We start from the raw sequence: 23,342 nt of genomic DNA on the forward strand, positions 1-23,342 counted from the left end.
GCACCGTCGAAGGGAAACTAGGTTTCCTTGAGCTGTGCGGACACGTTTCTAGTCCGCCTTTTTATTGTTCGGATAAATTATTTTTACTTTCATATAATAGAATATGCAATATTTATGGTTAAAAATAATATAATGATATAGAAATTATATTTCAAAAATAATAAAATATATTGAAATATAATTTCAAAAGTGTTACAATGTAATTGATAAATAATAATTATAAGAGGTGACAAAATGAATGAAAATCTAGATAAATTAGTAACGGAATCAGTAAATGAAAAAACAACAAATATTGATCAATTAGATACAATAGGTATTTTGAAAATGATAAATGAAGAGGACAGGAAAGTAGCTAAAGCAGTTGAAAAAGAACTACCAAATATATCAAAGGCTGTAGATATAATATCTGATAGATTAAAAGAAAATGGAAGGCTTATATATATAGGAGCAGGAACTAGTGGAAGATTAGGAATTTTGGATGCATCAGAATGTCCACCAACATTTGGAGTAGATTCAGATATGGTTATAGGACTTATTGCAGGAGGAGATAAAGCAATAAGAGATGCCGTGGAAGGTGCTGAAGATAGCAAAGAAGAGGCTATTAAACAATTAAAAGGAATCGCTTTCAATGCTAAGGATGTACTAGTGGGTATAGCTGCTAGTGGTAGAACTCCTTATGTTATAGGAGGATTAGAGTATGCAAAAGAAATAAAAGTTCCAACAATTGCAGTTACATGTAATTCTGCTTCAGAGATTTCTAACATAGCAGATATATCAATAGCACCGGTTGTGGGACCTGAAGTTATTTCGGGTTCAACTAGGATGAAAGCTGGAACAGCTCAAAAAATGGTATTAAATATGTTAACGACATCTACAATGGTTAAATTAGGAAAAGTATATAGAAATTTAATGGTAGACGTTCAGGCTAAAAATTTAAAGCTTATAGAAAGATGTAAAAAGATAGTAATGAAAGTTACAGAGGTTGACGAAGATATAGCAACTAAATATTTAGAAAAAACTGATTACAATGTAAAATTAGCAATTTTTATTATAAAGTCAGGATTAGAATTAGAAAAAGCTAAAGAAGTATTAAATGAAAATGATGGACATTTAAGTAGAGCTCTAATGTATATTTAATATAAATTTAAAAAATAAAAATAGGGGTGATTATGTGGACAATAAAGAATTAGTGTTGAAGATTGTTAATTTAATTGGAGGCCAAAAAAATATTGAATATGCTACTAATTGTATGACTCGTTTAAGAATAAAATTAAAAGATGATAACCTAGTTAAAATGAAAGAATTAAAAGAGCTGGATGGAGTAATGGGGGTTGTAGAAGATGAAACTCTTCAAATAGTAGTTGGACCTGGCAAAGCAAAAAAGTTAGGGATGATTATTCAAGAAGAATTTTCATTTAGTAAAACTAAGAAAAATATGGATGTAGGAGAGGATTGGCAATCAAATAAAGAAAAAATCAAAGGTAAGCAAAAACAAAATAGGGTAAAGCAAGCCCTTAGAACAATTGGGGAAATATTTATTCCATTGATTCCGGCAATAATTGCAGCAGGTATTTTTAATGGATTTGCAAGTCTTGTTGGTACTATGCAGGATACAGGAAGCTTACCAGCAACAGATTTTTGGAATATAACTAGATTAATATTATCATTATTAGGTGGAGCTTTCTTAGGGTATTTTGCAATATTTACTGGTATTAATTCTGCAAAGCAGTTTGGTGCTACTGAAGGACTAGGTGGAATGATAGGTGCTCTTACAATTATGACACAGGTGCAAGAAATTTCTGAAATATTAGGATTATATAATGCAGAATCACCATTAAATTCAACTTTAACAACTGGAAAAGGTGGTATAATAGGAGTAATTATAGGAGTATATATTTTATCTAAGATAGAGAAAAGAGTTAGAAAAGTTGTTCCAGATGTATTAGACTTAATAGTTACACCTGTAGTTACATTGCTTATAATGGCTATATTAATGTTGTTTATAATAATGCCAGTATCAGGAGTTGTTTCTGATGGATTAGTTGGTGTATTAGAATTATTAATATCTTCAGAAAATCCTGTAATAAGTGTTATATCAGGGTATATATTATCAGCTGTGTTTTTACCAATGGTGCTATTAGGATTGCACCATGGATTAATACCTATATATGCAGTTCAATTAGAAGCATTTGGAGGAGTATCATTGTTTCCAGTATTAGCTATGGCTGGTGCAGGGCAAGTTGGTGCTGCAATAGCGATATATTTGAAAGCTAAAAAAGTAGGAAATCTTAAATTAAGACAAATAATCTCAGGAGCATTACCAGCAGGAATATTAGGAATAGGTGAACCTCTTATTTATGGTGTTACTTTACCTCTAGGAAAACCATTTATTACTGCTGGGCTTGGAGCAGGTTTTGGAGGAGCTTATGTAATGTTAAGACATGTTATGGCTGGAGCGTGGGGTCCATCAGGAATGGTGGCAATACCATTAATGCATCCAGGGTCAATGCTCGATTATTTCTTGGGATTAATAATATCTTATGTATTTGGATTTATAATAACATCTTTATTTATTAAAGAAAAAGAAATAAAAGAACTAAATTAGGAATATCATTGGGACGGTTATTTATAATTAAATATGAGTAACCGTCTTAATATTTAAGGAAATGGAGTGATCATAGTGATAGGTATATCTATATTTTCAGGCATGGATAATAATATAGAAGATAATATTAAGTATATAAAAGAAGCTTCTAGTTTAGGAATAAAAAAAATATTTACTTCTATACACATACCTGAAACAGATAAAAGTTTCGAAAAAGAATCTTTTAGAATACTGAAAGAAGCCAATAAGCTAGGTATGACAATAATGGCAGATATTTCAAAAAAATATTTTGATAAAATAAATCTAGAAGAGTATAATATTGAATCATTAAGGTTAGATTTTGGATTTAATAATAAAGAGATTAGTGAATTGACAAAAGTAAATAAATATAATATAACTTTAAATGCCAGTACTCTTTCAAGAAAAGATATAGAAGAAATTATTTATTATGGCGGAGATTTATCAAAAATTAATGCTTGTCATAATTATTATCCAAGAAAAGATGCTGGTATATCAGAAGAATTATTTATAGAAAGAAATAATCTTTTTAAAGAATATGGAATAGAAGTGATTGCATTTATACCATCAGAATATAAGAAAAGAGGACCTATATATGAGGGACTTCCCACATTAGAAAAACATCGAGGAATGGACCCTTTTATATCATCGCAACATTTATTTAAATTAGGTGTGGATATTGTTTTTGTTGGAGATGCACAAGCATCTAAGAGAGAATTATTAAAGTTAACTAAAATAAATAATGATTATTTAATAATTCCTATAAAAACACATAGAAGTATTTCATATGGAGAAAAATATTTATTAAAACAAATTCACACTAATCGCATGGATCCAGGAGAATACAACGTAAGATCTCAAGAATCTAGATTTTATAAAAAAGGTAATATAGAACCTAATAATACAGTTGATAGATATAAATATTCTGTAACTATTGATAATAAAAAATATCTTAGATATGAAGGAGATTTACAAATTTTAAAGAAGTCTTTAATAAAAGATGACCGAATAAATGTAGTGGCTGATGCTAGCTCTTCATCAATACTTATAGATTTAATAAATCCAGGAGATAAATTTAAATTTGAAATAATAGGTGATTAAGATGAATGTAATATTGAGAATAAAAGAAGGTAAACAGGATCTTACACAATCTGAAATGAAATTGAGTAAGTATATATTAGAGAATTTAAATGATATATCTGAACTTTCAGTTCAAAGTTTAGCTGAAAAATCTGATACTAGCCCAGCAACAATAATTAGATTTTGTAAAAAAATTGGCTGTAATGGATTTCAAGATTTTAAGATTAATTTAGTTAAAGATGTAAGTCAAAAAAATAATATCAGTACAAGGGTTTATGAAGATATTACAACAAAAGATACTATAAAAGAAGTTATGGAAAAATTATCTTATGAAAACATAAAGATAATTGAAGATACAATTAAATTGTTAGATGAAAATGAAATTGAAAAAACAATAGATTGTATTGAAAAATCAGATAAGATATTTCTTTATGGCGTAGGGGCTTCAGGATTAGTGGCAAAGGATTTTCAGTATAAATTAGCAAGAATAAAAAAGACAGCTAATTTCTATTTAGATAGTCATACACAATTAGCATTGTCTGCTAATATGGGAAAAGATGATGTAGCAATAGGGATTTCTTACAGTGGAAGAACCCTTGAAACATATAAAGCAATTGAAAAGGCAAAAGAAAGAGGAGCAACTACTATATCTATAACTAAATATGGTAAAAATCCTTTGAGTGATATAGCAGATATAAAAATATATGTAGCAGCAGGAGAACAAAATATAAGAGTTGGAGCTATTACATCTAGAATAGCCCAATTAACAGCTATTGATGTGATTTTTGTTGGAATAGCTAAAAAAGATTTTGAAAAAACATCAGAATATATTAAAAATACTAGGAAGATTGTTGAAGATTTTAAAATAAATAAATAAATTTAGGAGTGATAATATGAATGCTATAATAAATGGTAAAATAATTCTTCCGAATGAAATTTTAGAGGATCATATTATTGTTTATGAAGATAAAATTATAGATATAATTCATAAAGATAATTTTGATAGTGAAAATATAAATATTATAGATGCCAAAAATAATTATGTATCTCCTGGATTCATAGATATACATATTCATGGTTCAATGGGATATGATACAATGGATGGAGAATTAGAATCAATAGAAAACATAAGTAAATCTATATTGCAAAATGGAGTTACTTCTTTTTTACCTACTACTATGACTATGGATATGAAGTCTATATATAGATCTTTGGATACTGTAAGAAATGCTATGAATATAAAGATTAAAGGAGCGAGGGTATTAGGGGCTCATTTAGAGGGGCCATTTATTAGCCCAAAATATAAAGGTGCACAGAATTCTAATTTTATAGAAAAACCAAATTATGAATTAATAAAGAATTATATAGATGTAATCAAGATAATAACTTATGCTCCAGAAGAGGACAAAGATTTTGATTTCCTTAAATCTATCCTTCAAAATAAAGATATAACTCTTTCAATGGGTCATACCAATGCTTCATATGAAGAAGCTTTAGAAGCTATAAAAAAAGGTGTAACCCATAGTACACATATGTTTAATGCTATGACTCCATTACATCATAGGAATCCAGGAGTAGTAGGGGCTATAATGAGTTCAGATATAACCAGTGAAATAATTGCTGATAATATACATTTACATAGGGGTATATATGAAATAGTAAATAGAGTTAAAGGTTCTGAAAATATAGTACTTATAACTGATGCTATGAGAGCTCAATGTTTAAAGGAGGGAAAATATGATTTAGGTGGTCAGGAAGTTATAGTTAAAAATAATAGTGCTAGATTGCTAGATAAAACCTTGGCAGGAAGTGTGCTTAAACTAAATGAAGGAGTTAAAAATTTATATAAAAATACTACATTAAAATTATATGAATGTGTAAAGTTAGCCAGTGCAAATCCAGCAAAGGTAATAAATATTGATGATATAGGTAGTATTGAAAAAGGGAAGTATGCAGATATTATACTATTTGATGATGACATAAAAATAAAAAAAGTAATAATTGAAGGGGTTGTTAAACATGAGAATAATTAAAGTGAAAGATTATCAAGGTATGAGTAAAAAGGTTGCTATTATAATGGCTAGCCAAATAAATATGAAAAGTGATTGTGTATTGGGATTAGCTACAGGAGATACTCCCCTTGGTATGTATAATGAACTAGTATATATGTATAAAGAAGGATTAATAGATTTTAAAGATGTTATAACATTTAACCTTGATGAATACTATGGAATACCTAAAGATAATTCTCAAAGTTATAAGTATTATATGAATAAAAACTTCTTTAATCATATAAATATAGATCTAGAAAATACTCATATACCTAATGGAATGACTGATGATATTGAAGAAGAATGTAGAAGATATGATAATCTTATTAAAAAAATGGGTAATATTGATATACAAGTTTTAGGAATAGGAAGAAATGGTCATATTGGATTTAATGAGCCAGATATACAATTTGAATCATGCACACATTTAGTAGAGCTTGATGAAGGAACAGTAAAGGCTAATTCGAGGTTTTTTGATAATATAGAAGATGTACCTAAAAAAGCAATAAGCATGGGTATAAAGAATATTATGCATGCAAAGAAAATAATTTTGATGGCAAGTGGAGAAGAAAAAGCAGATGCAGTTAAAAAAGCTGTTGAAGGGAGTATATCTCCTGAGGTACCAGCTTCAGTTCTTCAATTGCATCCTGATGCTTATCTTATATTAGACGAAGCAGCTGCTTCAAAATTAAGTAAATAAACGTATAATAAGTAAGTCCTGCCAAGTATTTGGTAGGACTATATTAATATTACTGGTACAAAATAATACTAATATAGTATATAATAGAATTAATTATATTAGGGGAGGTAATATATGGATAATAAAAAAATTTTTATAATTTTAATAAGTTTAGGAATTCTACTTTTTAATCCAATAGCAAGTCTTGCTCAAAATAATGGAGATGTATTTGTAGTCCCTATCAATGGAAATATAGATAATGCGACATATCAATTTGTTCAAAGAGAATTAAAAGATATAGAAAAATTAAATCCTAAAGCAATTATATTTGAGATTGACACATATGGTGGATATATTGATGAAGCAGAAAAGATTAAAAATTTAATTGTAGGCTTAGAAGTACCTACTATATCTTTTGTAAATACAAAGGCAGAATCTGCAGGAGTATTATTGACTATATCAGGTAATAATATTGTTATGGCTGAAGGTTCTACTATAGGATCCGCTGAACCCATACCTAATACAGAAAAAAATCTTTCTTATTGGGTTGAAGAATTAAGATCAACTGCAATTACAAAGGGAAGAGACCCAGAATTAATAGCATCTATGGCAGATAAAAGTATAGAAATAGATGGAATCATTGAAAAAGATAGATTACTTAATTTGAATTATAAAAAAGCTGAAGAATTGGAATTAGCAGATTTTATATCAAATGATTATGAAGGGATTCTAGAAAAACTTAATATAGAATATGATGAAATAAAAGTATCTGAAATGGATTTTACTATTAGAATGTCTAAATTTTTAACAAATCCTTATGTACTAAGTATGCTACTTATTATAGGTTTTATAGGGATAGTAGTAGAAGTTTTTACAGCTGGATTTGGAGCTGGAGGAAGTGTTGCTATAATGTCCTTTGCATTATATTTTGGAAGTAATCTAATAGTAGGGAATACTGGTTGGGCTTCATTAATAATATTTGTAGCTGGTATAATATTATTATTTATAGAAGCTGTCGTTCCTGGTTTTGGAATTCCTGGTATTGGTGGTATAATAGCTATAGTTATAGGGCTTATATTAGCTTCTCCTAATATAGAAATTGCTATAATATCTATTATTGTAGCTTTTATTGTGAGTGTAGTTGTGATATATTTATTTTTAAAGCATGGACAGAAAAGTCCTATCTTTGATAAAATTGTATTAAATACTAAGCAAGAGGGAGATTCAGGATATAGTAGCATAATAGATAATCGTAAATATTTATATGATGAAGGCATTGCATTAACAACTTTGCGACCATCAGGAACCATAGTTGTTAATGGTGATAGATTAGATGCAGTAACTGAAGGTCAATTTATCATGAAAGGAGAGAGAATAAAAGTTGTAAAGATTGAAGGCTCTAAAGTTGTTGTTAGGAAAATTGAATTAAAATAAGGAGGAATTGGATGGATAGTTTAATACTTTTAATTATAATTATTGTTGGAATTTTAATATTCTTGACTTTATTATTTAGTTTTATTCCAGTAGGACTATGGATAACAGCATATTTTTCAGGGGTAAAAATTGGATTATTTACATTAATTGGTATGAGATTGAGAAAGGTAATACCTTCTAGAATTGTGAGACCAATGATAAAATCTACAAAAGCTGGTATAAACATAGATATCGATAAATTAGAAGCACATTATTTAGCAGGAGGAAATGTTAATACAGTTGTAGATGCTCTTATAGCAGCTCAAAGAGCAAATATTGAATTACCTTTTGAGAGAGCAACAGCTATAGATTTAGCTGGACGTAATGTATTAGAAGCCGTACAGGTAAGTGTTAATCCAAAAGTCATTGAAACACCAAAAGTTGCAGCAGTGGCTAAGGATGGTATAGAAGTTATGACAAAGGCTAGAGTTACAGTTAGAGCTAATATAGAGAGACTTGTAGGTGGTGCTGGTGAAGAAACTATTATTGCCAGAGTAGGTGAAGGAATAGTAACTACAGTAGGTAGTTCAATTGACCATAAAGCAGTATTAGAAAATCCAGATGTTATTTCTAAAAATATACTTGATAAAGGATTAGATGCAGGAACAGCATTTGAAATATTATCCATTGATATAGCTGATGTAGATGTAGGAAGAAACATTGGAGCAACATTACAAACTGATCAAGCGGAGGCTGATAAGAGAATAGCTCAGGCTAAAGCAGAGGAAAGAAGAGCTATGGCTGTTGCTAAAGAACAAGAAATGAAAGCTGAAGTTCAATCACAAAGAGCAAAAGTTGTAGAGGCTGAAGCAAAAGTTCCATTAGCATTAGCTGATGCATTAAAAGAAGGGAACTTAGGAGCTATGGATTATTATAATATGAAGAATATTTTAGCAGATACATCAATGAGAGAATCAATTTCTAATGTTAATAAAGATGATGACAATAAAAATTAGGGTGATTCAATGAATATTTTTGAATTTATAGGACCGTTTTTAATATTTCTTATACCAGTAGTAATTAAAAGTTTTGCTGAGAAACAGAAAGCTAATAAGAAACAAAATGAAAGAAATATAAATGGGAATTTAAGTAAGGAGAGAAATGCCGTTGGGTTAGAAAATATAGAAGCTATTCCTCCTATGAAAGATGATTTTGGGAAAAATATAAAAGAAAAGAAAGAAAGAGTTATTAAACATAAAGTAAATGAGAAAATAAAAAGTGAAATCAAAAAAGCAAAAGAAAACAAAGTAGAACAAAATAAGAAATATGAAGTGAATATAGAAAAGGAACCTAAAGCAACATTAAAGATTTCAAAGAATGATAAGATAAAGAAAAATGAAATTGGTTCGGATAATATTCAATTAAAATTTGATAAAGAAAGTATAGTGAAAGGTATAGTGATGTCTGAGATATTATCATCACCTAAAGCATTAAAAGGAAAAAAATAATTGATTATATTTAGAAGAGTAGCGTTTAAACGTTACTCTTCTTTTTTGTTGTCTAAGAAAGTTTATTTAATAAAAGTTTTAGACTATTGATAAATACAAGGGTTAATAGTCACAGAAAAGATTGGAAGACAATAAAAAATAGGGGTTGTAGGGGATGGAATCCCATGCCGTATTAGAAGGGTGCTCAGGTGCACGTATTACGCACCGTCAAAGGGAAACTAGGTTTCTCTAGTGAAGCGGATACGCTTTTTATCCGCCTTTTTGTAATAGTAGTAATTTTTAAAGCATAAATTTAATTATGGAGGAGGGTAGTAGCATGGCTAAGAAGATAGAGAATGCAAAAAACAGTATAGCAGAAGTTTTAGAATTACCAAAAGAAATAATATTAGACTTACCTAAAATTACAATGATAGGTAGTATTCAATTATATATAGAAAATCATAAAGGAATAGTAGAATATAGTAAAGAGAGAATTAGAATTAATAGTAAAGTAGGAATTATAAGAATAATTGGAAAGAAAATGATAATTAAAAATATAGTATCAGAGGAAATCGTAATAACAGGTGAAATTATAAATATAGAATTTATATGATTGAGGTGAAAGTATGTTAATCATTAGATTATGGAATTATTTTCGTGGATATGTTATTATTAGGATTGAAGGATTAACTTTGGAAAGATTTATCAATTTAGCTGCTATAAATAATGTTTATCTCTGGGATATTGAAAGATATGATTATACAACTTTAGAAGCAAAAGTTAGCTTAAAAGGAGTTAAGGAATTAAGAGAAATTATATTAAAAGCAGGATGCAGATTGAATATAATATCTAAAGAAGGATTACCCTTTTTACTTAGTAGATTAAGAAAAAGAAAGATGTTAGCTATTGGCTTTGTATTAGTTATAGGAGTAATCTTTTTTTTAACCTCTTTTATTTGGAATATAGAAATAAACAGCACTGGCGATTTAAATGAAGAAGAATTAATTGAATATTTAAATAAAGAAGGTATAAAAATCGGTATAAAAAAATCTATAATAGAAGAAGAAGAACTGAAAATTAATATTTTAGAAAAGTTTGAGGATATTGCATATGTAAATATCAATATCAAAGGGACTAATTTAGTAATAGAACTTAAGGAAAGAAGTTATATAACCGAAGATGAAACAATAGATAAGAATAAGCCATGTAATATTGTGGCAAGTAAGAAAGGTATTATAGAAAAGACTATAGCTAAAAATGGTAATGTAGTAGTAGAAAAGGGAGAAATTGTTGAAAAAGGTCAATTACTTATAACAGGAATAGTACAAAATGATTTAGAAGAAAATATATTATTAGTTCATGCAAATGGGGAAATTTTAGCTAGAACTTATTATACAAATACAATAAAAGAACCTATAGTTAAAGAGATACAGGAGGAAACAGGTGAAAAATACTTTTCAAGAGAAATAAAGATAGGAAATAAAAGCATACATTTAAAAAATGGAGATATACCTTTTGAAAATTATATAGAGTATATTGATGATAAAGAAAAGGGATTTTATTCAATTATACCATTTGATGTAATTACTCATGAATATAGAGAGGTAAAAAATAAAACTATCAAACAAAATGTAGATTCATTAAAAGAATCCCTTAACGTTATTATAACTCAAAAAACAATGAAAGAAATTCCAGAAAATAGTCAGGTTGTATCAAAAGATATAGAATTTGAAACAGAGGATAATTTTTTAATAGCAAAGATTCAATTAGAATTAATTGAAGATATAGGAAAAATAGAATATATTAAAGAAGAATTATATGATAAACCAGAAGAAGATATAGAAGAAAATGAGGAGGAGTAATATTGTCAAAAGATTCTACAGAAAAAAGGATAAGAATAAATAACGAGGAGCTTACAATGGAGCTTTTTGGTAATTTTGATAAGAATATTAAACTTATTGAAAATGAGTTCAATGTAGATATAGTATCTAGAGAAGGTGAAATTAGAGTTCTTGGTGAAAAGGATAATGTTGATTTGTCTGAGGCTTTAATTCAAAAGCTTATAGAAATTGTTAAGAAAGAAGGACATTTAACTTCGCAACAGATTAGATATGCTATAAATTTGATATATAAAGGAAAAGAAGATAAAATTAATGATTTATTAGATGAGACTGTTTGTATAACATTTTCGGGTAAAACCATTAAACCTAAAACATTAGGACAAAAAAAGTATATTAATTCTATAAAAAATAATGATATAGTGTTTGGTATAGGGCCTGCTGGTACTGGAAAAACTTATCTCGCAGTAGCAAAAGCGGTTCAAGCTTTCAAAAATAAAGAAGTTGATAGAATTATACTAACAAGACCTGCAGTAGAAGCAGGAGAAAAATTAGGTTTTTTACCAGGAGATTTGCAAGATAAAGTTGATCCATATTTAAGACCTGTTTATGATGCTTTATTTGATGTATTTGGTGGAGAAGCCTTCTTAAAAAATAGAGAAAGAGGATTAATTGAGATAGCACCATTAGCATATATGAGAGGTAGGACATTAGATTCTGCTTTTGTTATATTGGATGAAGCTCAAAATACTACTTCTGAACAAATGAAAATGTTTTTAACTCGTTTAGGTTTAGGATCTAAAGCTATCATAACTGGTGATATAACTCAAATAGATTTACCAAACGGGAAAATTTCAGGATTAAAACAAGTTACACATATTCTTAAAAATGTAAAAGGTATAGATTTTGTGTATTTAAACAAGAATGATGTAGTAAGACACAGATTAGTTCAAAGTATAATAGAAGCTTATGAAAAAAATCAAAATAAAACTAAAGGATAATAAATAGGAAATAGAAGAGAGGAAGAACAGCTCATGGAAGTTTATATAGATAATAGGCAAACAGAAGTATTATTGGATGAAGATATAGAATATATGATAAGTAAAGTTATTGAAGAATGTTTAAAATATGAGAATCATAGAATGGATTATGAGATAAGTGTATCATTTGTTAACAGTGAAGAGATTAAGGATTTAAATTTAAATTTTAGAGGTAAAAATAGAGAGACTGATGTGTTATCATTTCCTATGGAGGATAATAAAGATATTGAAGGTCAAATACCTATATTGGGTGATATAGTTATATCAACTCAGAAAGCAAAGGAACAAGCAGAAGAATATAATCACAGCTTAAAAAGAGAAATAGCGTATTTAACAGCTCATAGTATGTTTCATCTAATGGGATATGATCATATGACTGAAAAAGACAAGGAAATTATGAGGAGTAAGGAAAAACAAATAATGAAAAAATTAAAGATTTTTAAAAATTAATATGAAAGCAGGTAATTATAGTGAAAAGATTAATAGATAGTTTCAATTATGCAATTGAAGGAATTATCTATACATTAAAAACTCAGAGGAACATGAAAATTCATTTTTTCATGATGATTATAATATTATTATTAAGTTTGTTTTTTGATTTTTCTAAGATTGAATTATTGTTACTATTATTTGCTATTGCATTGGTAATAATAACAGAAATGATTAATACAGCAATAGAAAAGGCAGTAGATATGATTACTAAAGAATTTCATCCCTTAGCTAAGATTGCTAAAGATGTAGCTGCTGCTTCTGTATTAGTTGCAGCTATAAATTCTATAATGGTAGGATATTTACTTTTTTTTTATCATGTAAATCCATTTACAAGATCAATATTATTTAAAATAAGGAGTTCTCCAGTACATCTGACTTTTATATGTATATTACTTATTATAATAATTACTATTATAATAAAAACTATTACTCAAACAGGAACACCATTTGAAGGGGGAATAATTAGTGGACATACTGCTTTAGCATTTACTGTCTCAACTGTTATTACATTTTTAAGCGAAAATATATTAATAGCGACATTAAGCTTTTTATTATCGATTTTAGTGGGGCAAAGTAGAGTAGAAGGAAAAATTCATTCTATATTTCAGGTCATTAATGGAGCTATATTGGGTATATTATTAACAGTACTAATTTTTCAATTATTATAGATTTCTGTTGGAGGGATATCATGGCGGGCAACTTCATACTCATAAGAATAATATTTTTGATAATACTTTTAATATTGTCTGCTTTTTTTTCTAGTTCAGAAACAGCTTTAGTAGGATTGAAAATTGCTGAAATAAGACAACTTAGAGAAAAAGATGAGAAAAAAGCTAAATTATTAGAAAGAATTAAAAAGAGAATTAATATAATACTATCTACAATATTAGTAGGAAATAATTTAGTCAATATTTTGGCTACTACTATATTAACTCAATTAACAATGGAATTTTTTAAAGGTAGTACTTCAACTTTCATATCTACAATTGTTATGACTGTATTAATATTAATATTTGGAGAGATAACACCAAAAACTTTTGCCACTCAAAATCCGGGAAAAGTTTCTATTATTGTAGCAAGACCAATAGAAATATTATCAAAAATATTCAATCCTATTTTAATAATACTTAACTTTATTACTAGTTTCATGATAAAAATATTAGGAGGAAAAGTAGATTCTTCTGGTACCTTTGTAACTGAGGAAGAGATAAGGACATTAGTGGATGTAGGTGAAGAAGAGGGAGTTGTAAAGCTTCACGAAAAAGAAATGATTGAGAATATATTTGATATAGACCATATTGATGTGGGAGATGTGATGATTCCAAGAATAGACATTATCGCTGTGTCTCAAGATGATTCTATGGAAACTGCATTAAATAAAATAACTAAATATGGACATTCAAGAATTCCTGTATATAAAAATACTATTGATAATATTATTGGGGTATTATATGCAAAGGATATATTACCTTTTGTAGTTAATAAGCAACAGGAGATAAATGAAACAAAGATTGTAGATATAATAAGAGAACCTTATTATGTTCCTGAAACTAAAAAGGCTAATAAACTTTTAACAGAACTTCAACAAAATAAGGTACACATGGCAATAGTTTTAGATGAATATGGAGGAACAGAAGGATTAGTTACGATTGAAGATGTCTTAGAAGAAATAGTAGGTGATATATATGATGAATATGATAATGATGAGAATATGATTGAAAAGGTTAATGAATCTATATATAAGATAAGAGCCGATATATCTCTTGAAGATATTAATGAATTTTTCAATACTAATTTTCCAGAAGAAGATTTCGATTCTTTAGGAGGATATATATTTAGTAGTTTAGGTAGAGTACCTAAGCAGGAAGATACTTTAGAAGAGCAAGGAATAAAGATGATAGTAAGAAAAGTTGTTAATAGAAGAATTAAAGTTGTGGAGATAAAAAAATAGATTTAAATTAGGAGTGAATTTGGTGAAAAAAATATTTCTTATATTAGTAATCATATTTTTAATATTTACTATATCTTGTAGTGAAGATCAAAATAACTATGAGTTAGATGATACAGACAATCAATCAGAGGAAGAAAATGAATCGATTAATGACAAATCGGAGAAAGTAGTATCTCCATTAAGTGGTATATATACAGAAAAAAATAAAGTTGACAGAAGGCCAGTAGCAGTGATGTTTGATAATCACAGAAATGCCAGATGGCAATCTGGATTAAGTGAAGCTGAAGTATTATATGAATTTTTAGTTGAAGGTAAAATAACTAGATATATGGCTATATATTTGGTAAATGATCCAGAAGTAATTGGACCTGTTAGAAGCTCAAGACCATATTTTTTATCAGCTGCATTAGAATATGATTCATTATATGTACATTGTGGAGGAAGTCCAGAAGCAGTAGAAGATATAGAAAAATTAAATATAGATAATGTGAGTTGTATGTCTGAATCCAATGATGTGTTTTATAGAAATAATGAAGTAGGGAAATCTTCTCCTCATAATTTATATACCAATATGGAATCTATAAGAAAATATCAAGATGAAATAGGATATAATTTAGATGGGGACTATGAAGCTTTTTCATTTAATAAAGAAATTAAAAGTATCAAAGGGGATAATGCAAAAGAGGTAATTATAGATTATGGTTTGAATAATATCACTAGTTATAAGTATGATGATGAATCAAATTTATATCTAAGATATAAGGATGGTAAACCACATATAGATGAAAATAATAATACTAATTTAACAGCTACAAATATAATTATTCAAGAAGCTAATACACAGGTAATAGATGAACAAAAAAGATTACAAATTGATATAATAGGAAAAGGGGAAGGATATTATATAACAAATGGAGAATATATAAAGATTACTTGGGAGAAAGATTCTAGGGAATCTAAAACTAGATACTATGATGAATTAGGAAAAGAGATAATTCTTAATCCAGGAAATACATGGATACAAGTAACTCCAATAAATCCTGAAATAAAAATTTCTTGAATAGAAGGTGTTATAATGAAAATAGATAAATTGATTAAAGAAGCATTAGAAGCAAAGAATATGGCATATGTACCTTATTCTGGTTTTAGAGTAGGTGCTGCAGTATTAACCGAAGAAAATAAAATATATACTGGATGTAATATAGAATCAGCAAGTTATAGTCCAACCAATTGTGCAGAAAGAACAGCAATATTTAAAGCAGTTTCAGAAGGTTATACTAAATTTAAAGCAATAGCAATCACAGGTGACAGAGAATATACATTTCCATGTGGAGTATGTAGACAAGTGATGAGAGAATTTTCAAAGGATTTAAAAATATATATAGTGAAAAATGAGAATGAATATAAGGAATATACATTAAAAGAACTACTACCTCATAGTTTTGGACCTGAAGATTTAGAAAGAAAAACAGCTGAGGAGAAATGCGATGAAGTTTAAATCAGGATTTATAACAATAATTGGCAGACCTAATGTGGGTAAGTCTACATTATTGAATCATATTATAGGTGAAAAAATATCAATAATATCAGACAAACCTCAAACTACAAGAAATAAAATCCAAACCATTTATACAACAGAAAATAGTCAAATGGTATTTGTAGATACACCAGGAATACATAAGCCTAAAAATAAGTTAGGGGAATTTATGAATAAGGAAGTTTCTCTTGCCTTAGAGGATATGGATGTATTAGTATGGCTTGTAGATGAAAGTCTAGAAATAGGGCCTGGAGATAGTAGAATTTTAAAATCTCTTGATAATATAAAGACTCCTAAAATCTTAGTCATTAATAAAATAGATAAATTGACAAAAGATCAAGTAAATAAAATAATTAATAAATATGAAGAAAAACATGATTTTGCTAATATAGTACCTATTTCAGCAAAGAATGGTAAAAATGTAGATGAATTATTAAAAAAAATAGAATATATATTACCGGAAGGACCAAAATATTTTCCTGAAGATATGATAACAGATCAGCCAGAAAGACTTATAGTGTCTGAAATAATTAGAGAAAAGACTCTTTATTATCTAGATCAAGAAGTACCTCATGGTATAGCTGTTGAAACTACAATGATGAAAGATAGACCAGAGAAAGAATTAATAGATATTCATGCTACAATTTATTGCGAGAAAAGTTCTCATAAGGGTATAATAATTGGTAAAGGTGGAAGAAAACTTAAAGGCATAGGTAAAAGTGCACGAAAAGATATAGAAAGATTTTTAGGGATTAAAGTTAACTTACAACTGTGGGTAAAAGTAAATAAAAATTGGAGAGAAAAAGAAAATCTAGTAAAGCGTATGGGATATAAAAAATAAATTTATCATTTATTTACACTATTTGTATTGTATAATTCACTTTTTTCATCGCAAACTAATGTTATATTAGTTGTATGGGAGGATATTATGTTAGAAAACGACATATGGAAAATATTTGAAACAACAGGAAAAATTGATGCATATTTATATTATAAAGAACTAGTGAATAATCAAGAAAATCAAAGTAATCAAAATACAAGAGAGGTAAATGATAAAAGTTCTAATATGTAAGGGTGATAGAGGTGACTTAATGTTATATAAACTTCAAGGGATAGTATTAAAAGCAACAAAGCTTAATGATTCAGATAAAATTATAACTATATTTACAAAGGAGCAAGGGAAAATTCAAGCCATAGGAAAAGATGTTAGAAATCCTAAAAGTAAGTTAGTAGGTTCTACTCAAGTATTTGCTCTAAGTGAATTTATATTATATAAGGGAAAGGGTTTATATAATATAAATCAAGGTGAAGTAATAAAATCATTCTATCCTTTGAGAGAAGATTTAAAGAAATTAGCCTATGCATCCTACATTATTGAGCTTGTTAATAGTGGTGTTATTGAAGAGGAATCTAATATCAAGGTGTTTGGATTATTAGAAAAAACTTTAAGTTTAATAATTTCAGATAACAGGTATAAACAAATAGTTAGAGCATTTGAATTAAAGTTTATAAGTTATTTAGGTTATAGACCTCATTTGATTAACTGCGTTAATTGTAATAATGATATAATTAAAAATGTAAGATTTAGTATAGTTCATAGTGGACTTTTATGTGAAAATTGTTATAATATTGATAAATATAGTAAAAATATTAATTTGGAAGTTGTAAATACAATGAAATTTCTTTTATTTAGTTCCTTTGAGGATATTTTAAAGATTGAAGTTGAAGCAGATATTCTTAAAACATTAGAAAAATTATTATTTTCATATATAGCTAAGAATATAAATAAAACCAATTTCAATTCATTAAAATTTATAAATGATGTAGAAAAATAATATGGAGGTGTTACTTTGGATATAAGTTTGGAGAAAATTGATACTATTAGAGAACGTACTGGTGTAAGCTATAAAGAAGCAAAAGATGTATTGGAAAGAAATGATGGTGATATAGTTGAAGCATTAATTGATATTGAAAATAGCAAAAAGAGTAATGAATTTAGCATAAATGAAACTAGTGAAGAGATTATTTCTAAATTAAAAGAAACTATTAAAAAAGGTAATGTAACAAAAATACTTCTTAAAAAAGATGGAGAAACTATTATGAATATTCCTGTTACAGCAGGAGCGATTGGTGCAGTATTAGCTCCACAATTATCGGCAATAGGAATAGCTGCAGCGATGATTTCAAGAACTACTCTTGAGATAGTAAAAGAAAATGGAGAAGTCATAAATTTAAATGATATGGCTGGAAAGACAATGGATAAAATAATGAAAAGAGATAAAAAATCATCTGCTACTATGAATGATAGTAATAATATGCAATATGAATCTAAAAATGTAGATGATGATACTTATTAATATTGACAACACTTTAATTCTTTGCTAAATTATTTATATAATTTATATATATATAATTTGTTGCTATGACGAAGAATAGTAGATTAATATTATCATTTTAGCGAGTCGGGAAAGGTGGGAGCCTGATATGATAAGTTTTTTGAAGGCACTTTGGAGCAATATTACTAAGCGGGTACTTTGGTACCAAATAGGGTGGAACCGCGGAAGTTACCTTTCGTCCCTATATAGGGATGAAAGGTTTTTTATTGTCTATAATAACTAGACAAAGGAGGAGAAAAAATGTATTTACAAGATCTTATATTGAAACTACAGCAATATTGGGGAGAAAAGGGTTGCTTAGTGATGCAATCTTATGATGTAGAGAAAGGTGCAGGAACTATGAATCCAAATACTTTTCTGAGAGCATTGGGACCTGAACCATGGAAGGTAGCATATGTTGAACCATCTAGAAGACCAGCAGATGCTAGATATGGAGAAAATCCAAATAGAGTATATCAACATCATCAAATGCAGGTGATAATAAAACCATCTCCTGATAATATTCAAGAATTATATCTAGAGAGTTTAGAAGCTATAGGAATTGATCCTTTAAAACATGATATAAGATTTGTTGAGGATAATTGGGAAGCACCAACATTAGGAGCATGGGGTCTAGGTTGGGAAGTTTGGTTAGATGGAATGGAGATAACTCAGTTCACATATTTTCAACAAGTAGGAGGTCTTAACTGTCAATTAGAATCAGCAGAAATTACTTATGGGTTAGAAAGAATTGCAATGTACTTACAAGATGTTGATAATATATTTGATATAAAATGGACAGAAGAGATAAAATATGGAGAAATATTTAAACAAGCCGAATATGAGCATTCTGTTTATAGTTTTGATCAAGCAGAAAAGGATATGTTGTTTAAATTATTTGATATCTATGAAAAAGAAGCTGCTAGGTTAATAGTAGAAGATTTAATATATCCTGCTTATGATTATGTGTTAAAATGTTCTCATACCTTTAACATATTAGATGCAAGAGGAGCTATTAGTGTAACTGAAAGAACTAGTTTTATTGGAAGAGTTAGAAATTTAGCTAAATTAATAGCCTCTAAATATGTAGAAAAAAGAGAAAAATTAGAATTCCCATTATTGAAGGAGGGAATATAAATGAGTAAATATTTATTAGAAATAGGAACAGAAGAAATTCCTTATAGATTTATGGAGGGTGCCTTAAATCAAATGAAAGTCATGATGGGGAATATGCTTAATGAAAATAGGATTGAATATGATGATATATATACATATGGAACGCCTAGAAGATTAGTTGTATTGGTCGAAGGTATTAGTAAAGTACAATCAGACTTAGAAGAAATGGTTAAAGGTCCTTCTAAAAAGATTGCTTATAATGATTCAATGGAACCTTCAAAAGCTTTATTAGGATTTGCAAAAGGACAGGGAGTAGATATTGAAAATATCATTGTAAAAGACTTTAATGGAGAAGATTATGTATTTGCTAATAAAAATGTAAAAGGAATAGAAAGTAAAAAAATCTTAAAGAAGGAAATAGTTAATTATATAAAAAATATTCACTTTCCAAAACCAATGAAATGGGGAGGAAAAAACATAAAATTTGCTAGACCTATAAGATGGTTAGTATCATTATTAGATGATGAAATTGCTGAATTTGATTTAGAAGGAATAATACCATCAAATAAAACAAGAGGTCATAGATTTCTAGGTTCTGATAATGTGATTGTAGAAAATGTTGATGATTATTTTATAAAGATAAAAGAAAATTATGTTATAGTAGATCAAGAAAAAAGAGAAGAACTAATAAAAGCAGGTTGTAAAAAATTAGCTAAAGAAAAAGGTGGAAATCTATTAAAAGATGATGAATTGCTAAAACAACTAACTTATATAGTAGAGTATCCTACACCTTTAATAGGAAGAATTAAAGAAGAATATTTACAGTTGCCTAAAGAAGTTATAATTACCCCTATGAAGGAACATCAACGTTATTTTCCAGTAGTAGATGATAATAATAAGCTTTTGCCATATTTTATAGCTGTAAGAAACGGGAATAAAGAAAATATTAATATAGTTACAAAAGGAAATGAAAAAGTATTAGATGCTAGATTAGAGGATGCTAAATTTTTCTATAATGAAGATTTGAAAAATAAATTAGAAGACTATGTGGATGATCTTAGAACAATAGTATATCAAGAAAAGTTAGGTACATTATATGATAAGACTAAGAGAATAAATGAACTATCTATTGAAATGGCTAAGGAACTTGAGTTAGGAGAAGAAACAGAGGATAATATTGATAGAGCAAGTATTTTAGCTAAGGCTGACTTAGTTACAAAGATGGTAAATGAGTTTACAGAATTACAAGGTATAATGGGAAGGGAATATGCATTTAAATCTGGAGAAAATGAGATAGTAAGTTTATCTATCTATGAACATTATCTTCCTAGATTTGCAGGAGATGAATTACCATCAACTACGGCAGGAGCAGTTATAAGTATAGCAGATAAATTAGATACTATTTGTGGTTCGTTTGCTATAGGCTTTCAACCAACAGGAAGTCAAGATCCATTTGGACTTAGAAGACAGGCGTTAGGGATTATTAATATTATTTTAAAGAAGAATTTAGATTTACCGTTATATGAATTTATAGAATCTTCTTTGAGAATTTATATAGAAAATGAATTATATTTTGATTTTGAAAAAGTAAAAGAAGAAATAATAAGTTTCTTTAAAGGTAGAATGAAAAATATGTTTATAGATGAAGGAATAAGATATGATGTAGTTGAAGCGGTGTTAAGTATCGGAAATGATAACATAGCTGATAATGTGGTTAGACTAAAAGAATTAAATAAATGGGTTGAAAAAGAAGAATTTAATGAGATATTGTTAGCCTTTAATAGAGTTTCAAAAATCGCGGGAAAAGCTAAGACTAATGAAATATCACCAGAATTGTTACAGGAAGAAGAAGAAGTCAATTTATATAAAGTATATAAAGAAGTAAAAGAAGAAGTGAAAGAATATATATTACAGAAAGAGTATGATAAAGCTTTAGATAAAGTGGTTCATCTTAGAGGATATATTGATGAATTTTTTGATAATGTAATGGTGATGGTTGATGATGAAGATATTAAGAAGAATAGACTTGCCCTAATAAATAATGTTTCAAATATCATGCTTCAAATTTGTGATTTATCTAAAATTTCAAATTCAAATTAATACAAAGAAGCCAATAGGATAAAGGGGTGAGAAATATCCAATTAACAAATAGGCAAGAAAAAATAATAGAGATAGTAAAGGAAAATGAACCTATTACTAGTGAAGCTATTGCAAAAAAATTAAAATTAACAAGATCTACATTAAGACCAGATTTATCTATACTCACAATGAGTGGTATATTAGATGCTAGGCCTAAGGTTGGTTACTTTTATTCAGGAATGTCAGAAGTTAATGTTTTTAGAGATAAAATAAATTCCATAAAAGTAGGAGATATTAAATCATTACCCACAATAATAGACGAAGAAACATCGGCATATGATGCTATAGTAACATTGTTTTTAGAAGATGTAGGAAGTATTTTTGTAACTTCGGATAATTGTCTCTCTGGTATAATTTCTAGGAAAGATTTACTAAAAAGTGCAATTGGTAATACGGATATAAATAAAATACCTGTAGCTATGATAATGACAAGAATGCCAAATATAATATACTTAGAAGAAAGTGAAACTATATTAGAGGCAGCTATAAAAATCATAGAACATGAAGTAGATAGTCTCCCAGTAGTTGAAAAACATGAAAATAGCTTAGGGGAGGAACAATTGAAAGTTGTTGGAAAAATTTCTAAAACTAATATAACTAAATTATTTGTTGATTTAGGTATAGAAAACTAGGGGGTTATTTATAATGGATAAAATGATGGTAGCCTATGTATTGTCTGATTCTATTGGAGAAACGGGAGAAGAAGTAGCTCAAGCGGCAATAAGCCAATTTAATTCTGGTGAATATGAAATTAGAAGATTTCCGTATATCACAGAAGAAAATCAGATAGTAGAAATATTAGAAGAAGCTAAAGAGGAAAATTGTATAATATTATTTACTATTGTAGTAGATAGTTTACGTAAATTTTTAATAGAAAAATCTAAGGAATATGATATACAGGCTATAGACATATTAGAACCAATTTTGAATGGTATTGAAAATGTTGTAGGATTTAAACCTAAAAGAGAACCAGGATTAATAAGAAAATTAGATGAAAATTATTTTAGAAAAGTTGCAGCAGTTGAATTTGCTGTTAAATATGATGATGGCAAAGATACAAGAGGTATAAGAAAAGCAGACATAGTACTTATAGGAGTATCAAGAACTTCGAAAACACCATTAAGTATGTATTTGGCTCATAAGAATGTAAAAGTAGCTAATATACCTTTATTGCCTGAAGTTAAACCTCCAAAGGAATTATATGAAATAGATCCTAAAAAGATAATAGGATTGACCGCAAATCCAATAAAGCTCAATGAAATTAGACAGGAAAGACTAAAAGCATTGGGATTAAAAAATTCAGCTAATTATGCAAGTATGGAGAGAATACTTAGAGAAATTGAATATGCTGAAGAATTAATGGAAGATTTTGATTGTAATATTATAGATGTATCTAATAAAGCAATTGAAGAAACAGCAGGAGTTATATTAGAACTTATAAGAATTAAAAATATGAATGATTAAAGAGTATCTTAAGATACTCTTTAGTTTTTGATTGTCAAGGAAAGTTTATTTAATAAA

General features: G+C 28.1%; 25 protein-coding genes and 1 other annotated feature. All 25 genes read left to right on the forward strand.

Features of this window, described 5'->3' with window-relative positions; translation table 11 throughout:
* Positions 1 to 234 precede the first annotated feature (234 nt).
* The 25 genes from murQ (at position 235) to GOQ29_RS06600 (ending at position 23,285) form a co-directional block, all read left to right on the forward strand.
* The gene (gene murQ / locus GOQ29_RS06480) at positions 235 to 1,137 is read left to right on the forward strand and encodes an N-acetylmuramic acid 6-phosphate etherase (RefSeq protein ID WP_203371832.1); all 903 of its coding nucleotides are present in this window, start codon (positions 235 to 237) and stop codon (positions 1,135 to 1,137) included.
* Between the two features lie 34 nt (positions 1,138 to 1,171).
* Positions 1,172 to 2,605: a PTS transporter subunit EIIC gene (locus GOQ29_RS06485; protein ID WP_203371833.1), complete on the forward strand. Its 1,434-nt coding sequence runs from the start codon at positions 1,172 to 1,174 to the stop codon at positions 2,603 to 2,605.
* A 75-nt stretch (positions 2,606 to 2,680) separates the two neighbouring features.
* Positions 2,681 to 3,724 (forward strand): MupG family TIM beta-alpha barrel fold protein, encoded by a 1,044-nt coding sequence (locus tag GOQ29_RS06490; RefSeq protein ID WP_203371834.1) that lies wholly within the window; start codon positions 2,681 to 2,683, stop codon positions 3,722 to 3,724.
* Between the two features lies 1 nt (position 3,725).
* On the forward strand, positions 3,726 to 4,580 hold the full coding sequence (locus GOQ29_RS06495; RefSeq protein ID WP_203371835.1) for a MurR/RpiR family transcriptional regulator: 855 nt from the start codon (positions 3,726 to 3,728) through the stop codon (positions 4,578 to 4,580).
* A gap of 16 nt (positions 4,581 to 4,596) precedes the next feature.
* Complete coding sequence (gene nagA / locus GOQ29_RS06500) at positions 4,597 to 5,736, forward strand: N-acetylglucosamine-6-phosphate deacetylase (protein WP_203371836.1); 1,140 nt, start codon at positions 4,597 to 4,599, stop codon at positions 5,734 to 5,736.
* Positions 5,723 to 6,454, forward strand: a complete 732-nt coding sequence (gene nagB / locus GOQ29_RS06505) for a glucosamine-6-phosphate deaminase (protein ID WP_203371837.1) — start codon at positions 5,723 to 5,725, stop codon at positions 6,452 to 6,454. Before nagA ends, nagB begins: the two co-directional genes overlap by 14 nt.
* Before the next feature lie 114 nt (positions 6,455 to 6,568).
* On the forward strand, positions 6,569 to 7,867 hold the full coding sequence (locus GOQ29_RS06510; RefSeq protein WP_203371838.1) for an NfeD family protein: 1,299 nt from the start codon (positions 6,569 to 6,571) through the stop codon (positions 7,865 to 7,867).
* 11 nt (positions 7,868 to 7,878) lie between these two features.
* Positions 7,879 to 8,862 (forward strand): flotillin-like protein FloA, encoded by a 984-nt coding sequence (gene floA / locus GOQ29_RS06515; protein WP_203371839.1) that lies wholly within the window; start codon positions 7,879 to 7,881, stop codon positions 8,860 to 8,862.
* Between the two features lie 9 nt (positions 8,863 to 8,871).
* Positions 8,872 to 9,354 (forward strand): hypothetical protein, encoded by a 483-nt coding sequence (locus tag GOQ29_RS06520; RefSeq protein ID WP_203371840.1) that lies wholly within the window; start codon positions 8,872 to 8,874, stop codon positions 9,352 to 9,354.
* A gap of 316 nt (positions 9,355 to 9,670) precedes the next feature.
* Positions 9,671 to 9,946 (forward strand): sporulation protein YqfC, encoded by a 276-nt coding sequence (gene yqfC / locus GOQ29_RS06525; protein WP_203371841.1) that lies wholly within the window; start codon positions 9,671 to 9,673, stop codon positions 9,944 to 9,946.
* Between the two features lie 13 nt (positions 9,947 to 9,959).
* Positions 9,960 to 11,195, forward strand: a complete 1,236-nt coding sequence (yqfD, locus tag GOQ29_RS06530; protein ID WP_203371842.1) for a sporulation protein YqfD — start codon at positions 9,960 to 9,962, stop codon at positions 11,193 to 11,195.
* A gap of 56 nt (positions 11,196 to 11,251) precedes the next feature.
* Complete coding sequence (locus GOQ29_RS06535; protein ID WP_203371865.1) at positions 11,252 to 12,172, forward strand: PhoH family protein; 921 nt, start codon at positions 11,252 to 11,254, stop codon at positions 12,170 to 12,172.
* 33 nt (positions 12,173 to 12,205) lie between these two features.
* Positions 12,206 to 12,661: an rRNA maturation RNase YbeY gene (gene ybeY / locus GOQ29_RS06540; protein ID WP_203371843.1), complete on the forward strand. Its 456-nt coding sequence runs from the start codon at positions 12,206 to 12,208 to the stop codon at positions 12,659 to 12,661.
* 20 nt (positions 12,662 to 12,681) lie between these two features.
* Entirely contained in the window at positions 12,682 to 13,371 is a 690-nt protein-coding gene (locus GOQ29_RS06545; RefSeq protein ID WP_350445984.1) for a diacylglycerol kinase, read from the forward strand.
* A 20-nt stretch (positions 13,372 to 13,391) separates the two neighbouring features.
* A complete protein-coding gene (locus tag GOQ29_RS06550; protein ID WP_203371844.1) occupies positions 13,392 to 14,654 on the forward strand; it encodes a hemolysin family protein in 1,263 nt (420 codons plus the stop codon).
* 22 nt (positions 14,655 to 14,676) lie between these two features.
* Positions 14,677 to 15,714, forward strand: a complete 1,038-nt coding sequence (locus GOQ29_RS06555; RefSeq protein WP_203371845.1) for a DUF3048 domain-containing protein — start codon at positions 14,677 to 14,679, stop codon at positions 15,712 to 15,714.
* A gap of 15 nt (positions 15,715 to 15,729) precedes the next feature.
* Entirely contained in the window at positions 15,730 to 16,152 is a 423-nt protein-coding gene (gene cdd / locus GOQ29_RS06560; RefSeq protein ID WP_203371846.1) for a cytidine deaminase, read from the forward strand.
* Positions 16,142 to 17,032, forward strand: a complete 891-nt coding sequence (era, locus tag GOQ29_RS06565) for a GTPase Era (protein ID WP_203371847.1) — start codon at positions 16,142 to 16,144, stop codon at positions 17,030 to 17,032. The genes cdd and era overlap by 11 nt, the downstream gene beginning before the upstream one ends.
* Positions 17,033 to 17,119: 87 nt before the next feature.
* Entirely contained in the window at positions 17,120 to 17,263 is a 144-nt protein-coding gene (locus GOQ29_RS06570; protein ID WP_203371848.1) for a YqzL family protein, read from the forward strand.
* 19 nt (positions 17,264 to 17,282) lie between these two features.
* Positions 17,283 to 18,026 carry a DNA repair protein RecO gene (recO, locus tag GOQ29_RS06575; RefSeq protein WP_203371849.1) on the forward strand — a complete coding sequence of 248 codons (744 nt, stop codon included), beginning with the start codon at positions 17,283 to 17,285 and terminating at the stop codon, positions 18,024 to 18,026.
* A gap of 15 nt (positions 18,027 to 18,041) precedes the next feature.
* A complete protein-coding gene (locus tag GOQ29_RS06580; protein WP_203371850.1) occupies positions 18,042 to 18,548 on the forward strand; it encodes a DUF4342 domain-containing protein in 507 nt (168 codons plus the stop codon).
* 56 nt (positions 18,549 to 18,604) lie between these two features.
* Positions 18,605 to 18,773: a binding site (T-box leader), on the forward strand.
* 54 nt (positions 18,774 to 18,827) lie between these two features.
* The gene (glyQ, locus tag GOQ29_RS06585) at positions 18,828 to 19,703 is read left to right on the forward strand and encodes a glycine--tRNA ligase subunit alpha (protein WP_203371851.1); all 876 of its coding nucleotides are present in this window, start codon (positions 18,828 to 18,830) and stop codon (positions 19,701 to 19,703) included.
* On the forward strand, positions 19,704 to 21,782 hold the full coding sequence (glyS, locus tag GOQ29_RS06590; RefSeq protein WP_203371852.1) for a glycine--tRNA ligase subunit beta: 2,079 nt from the start codon (positions 19,704 to 19,706) through the stop codon (positions 21,780 to 21,782). It abuts the gene before it with no gap.
* A 26-nt stretch (positions 21,783 to 21,808) separates the two neighbouring features.
* Positions 21,809 to 22,453, forward strand: coding sequence for a transcriptional regulator CcpN (gene ccpN / locus GOQ29_RS06595; RefSeq protein WP_203371853.1), 645 nt, complete (start codon positions 21,809 to 21,811; stop codon positions 22,451 to 22,453).
* A gap of 13 nt (positions 22,454 to 22,466) precedes the next feature.
* Entirely contained in the window at positions 22,467 to 23,285 is an 819-nt protein-coding gene (locus GOQ29_RS06600; protein ID WP_203371854.1) for a pyruvate, water dikinase regulatory protein, read from the forward strand.
* Positions 23,286 to 23,342: the final 57 nt, after the last annotated feature.

This window comes from Anaeromonas gelatinilytica, from assembly GCF_016820635.1.
Classification (GTDB): domain Bacteria; phylum Bacillota; class Clostridia; order Tissierellales; family SIT17; genus Anaeromonas; species Anaeromonas gelatinilytica.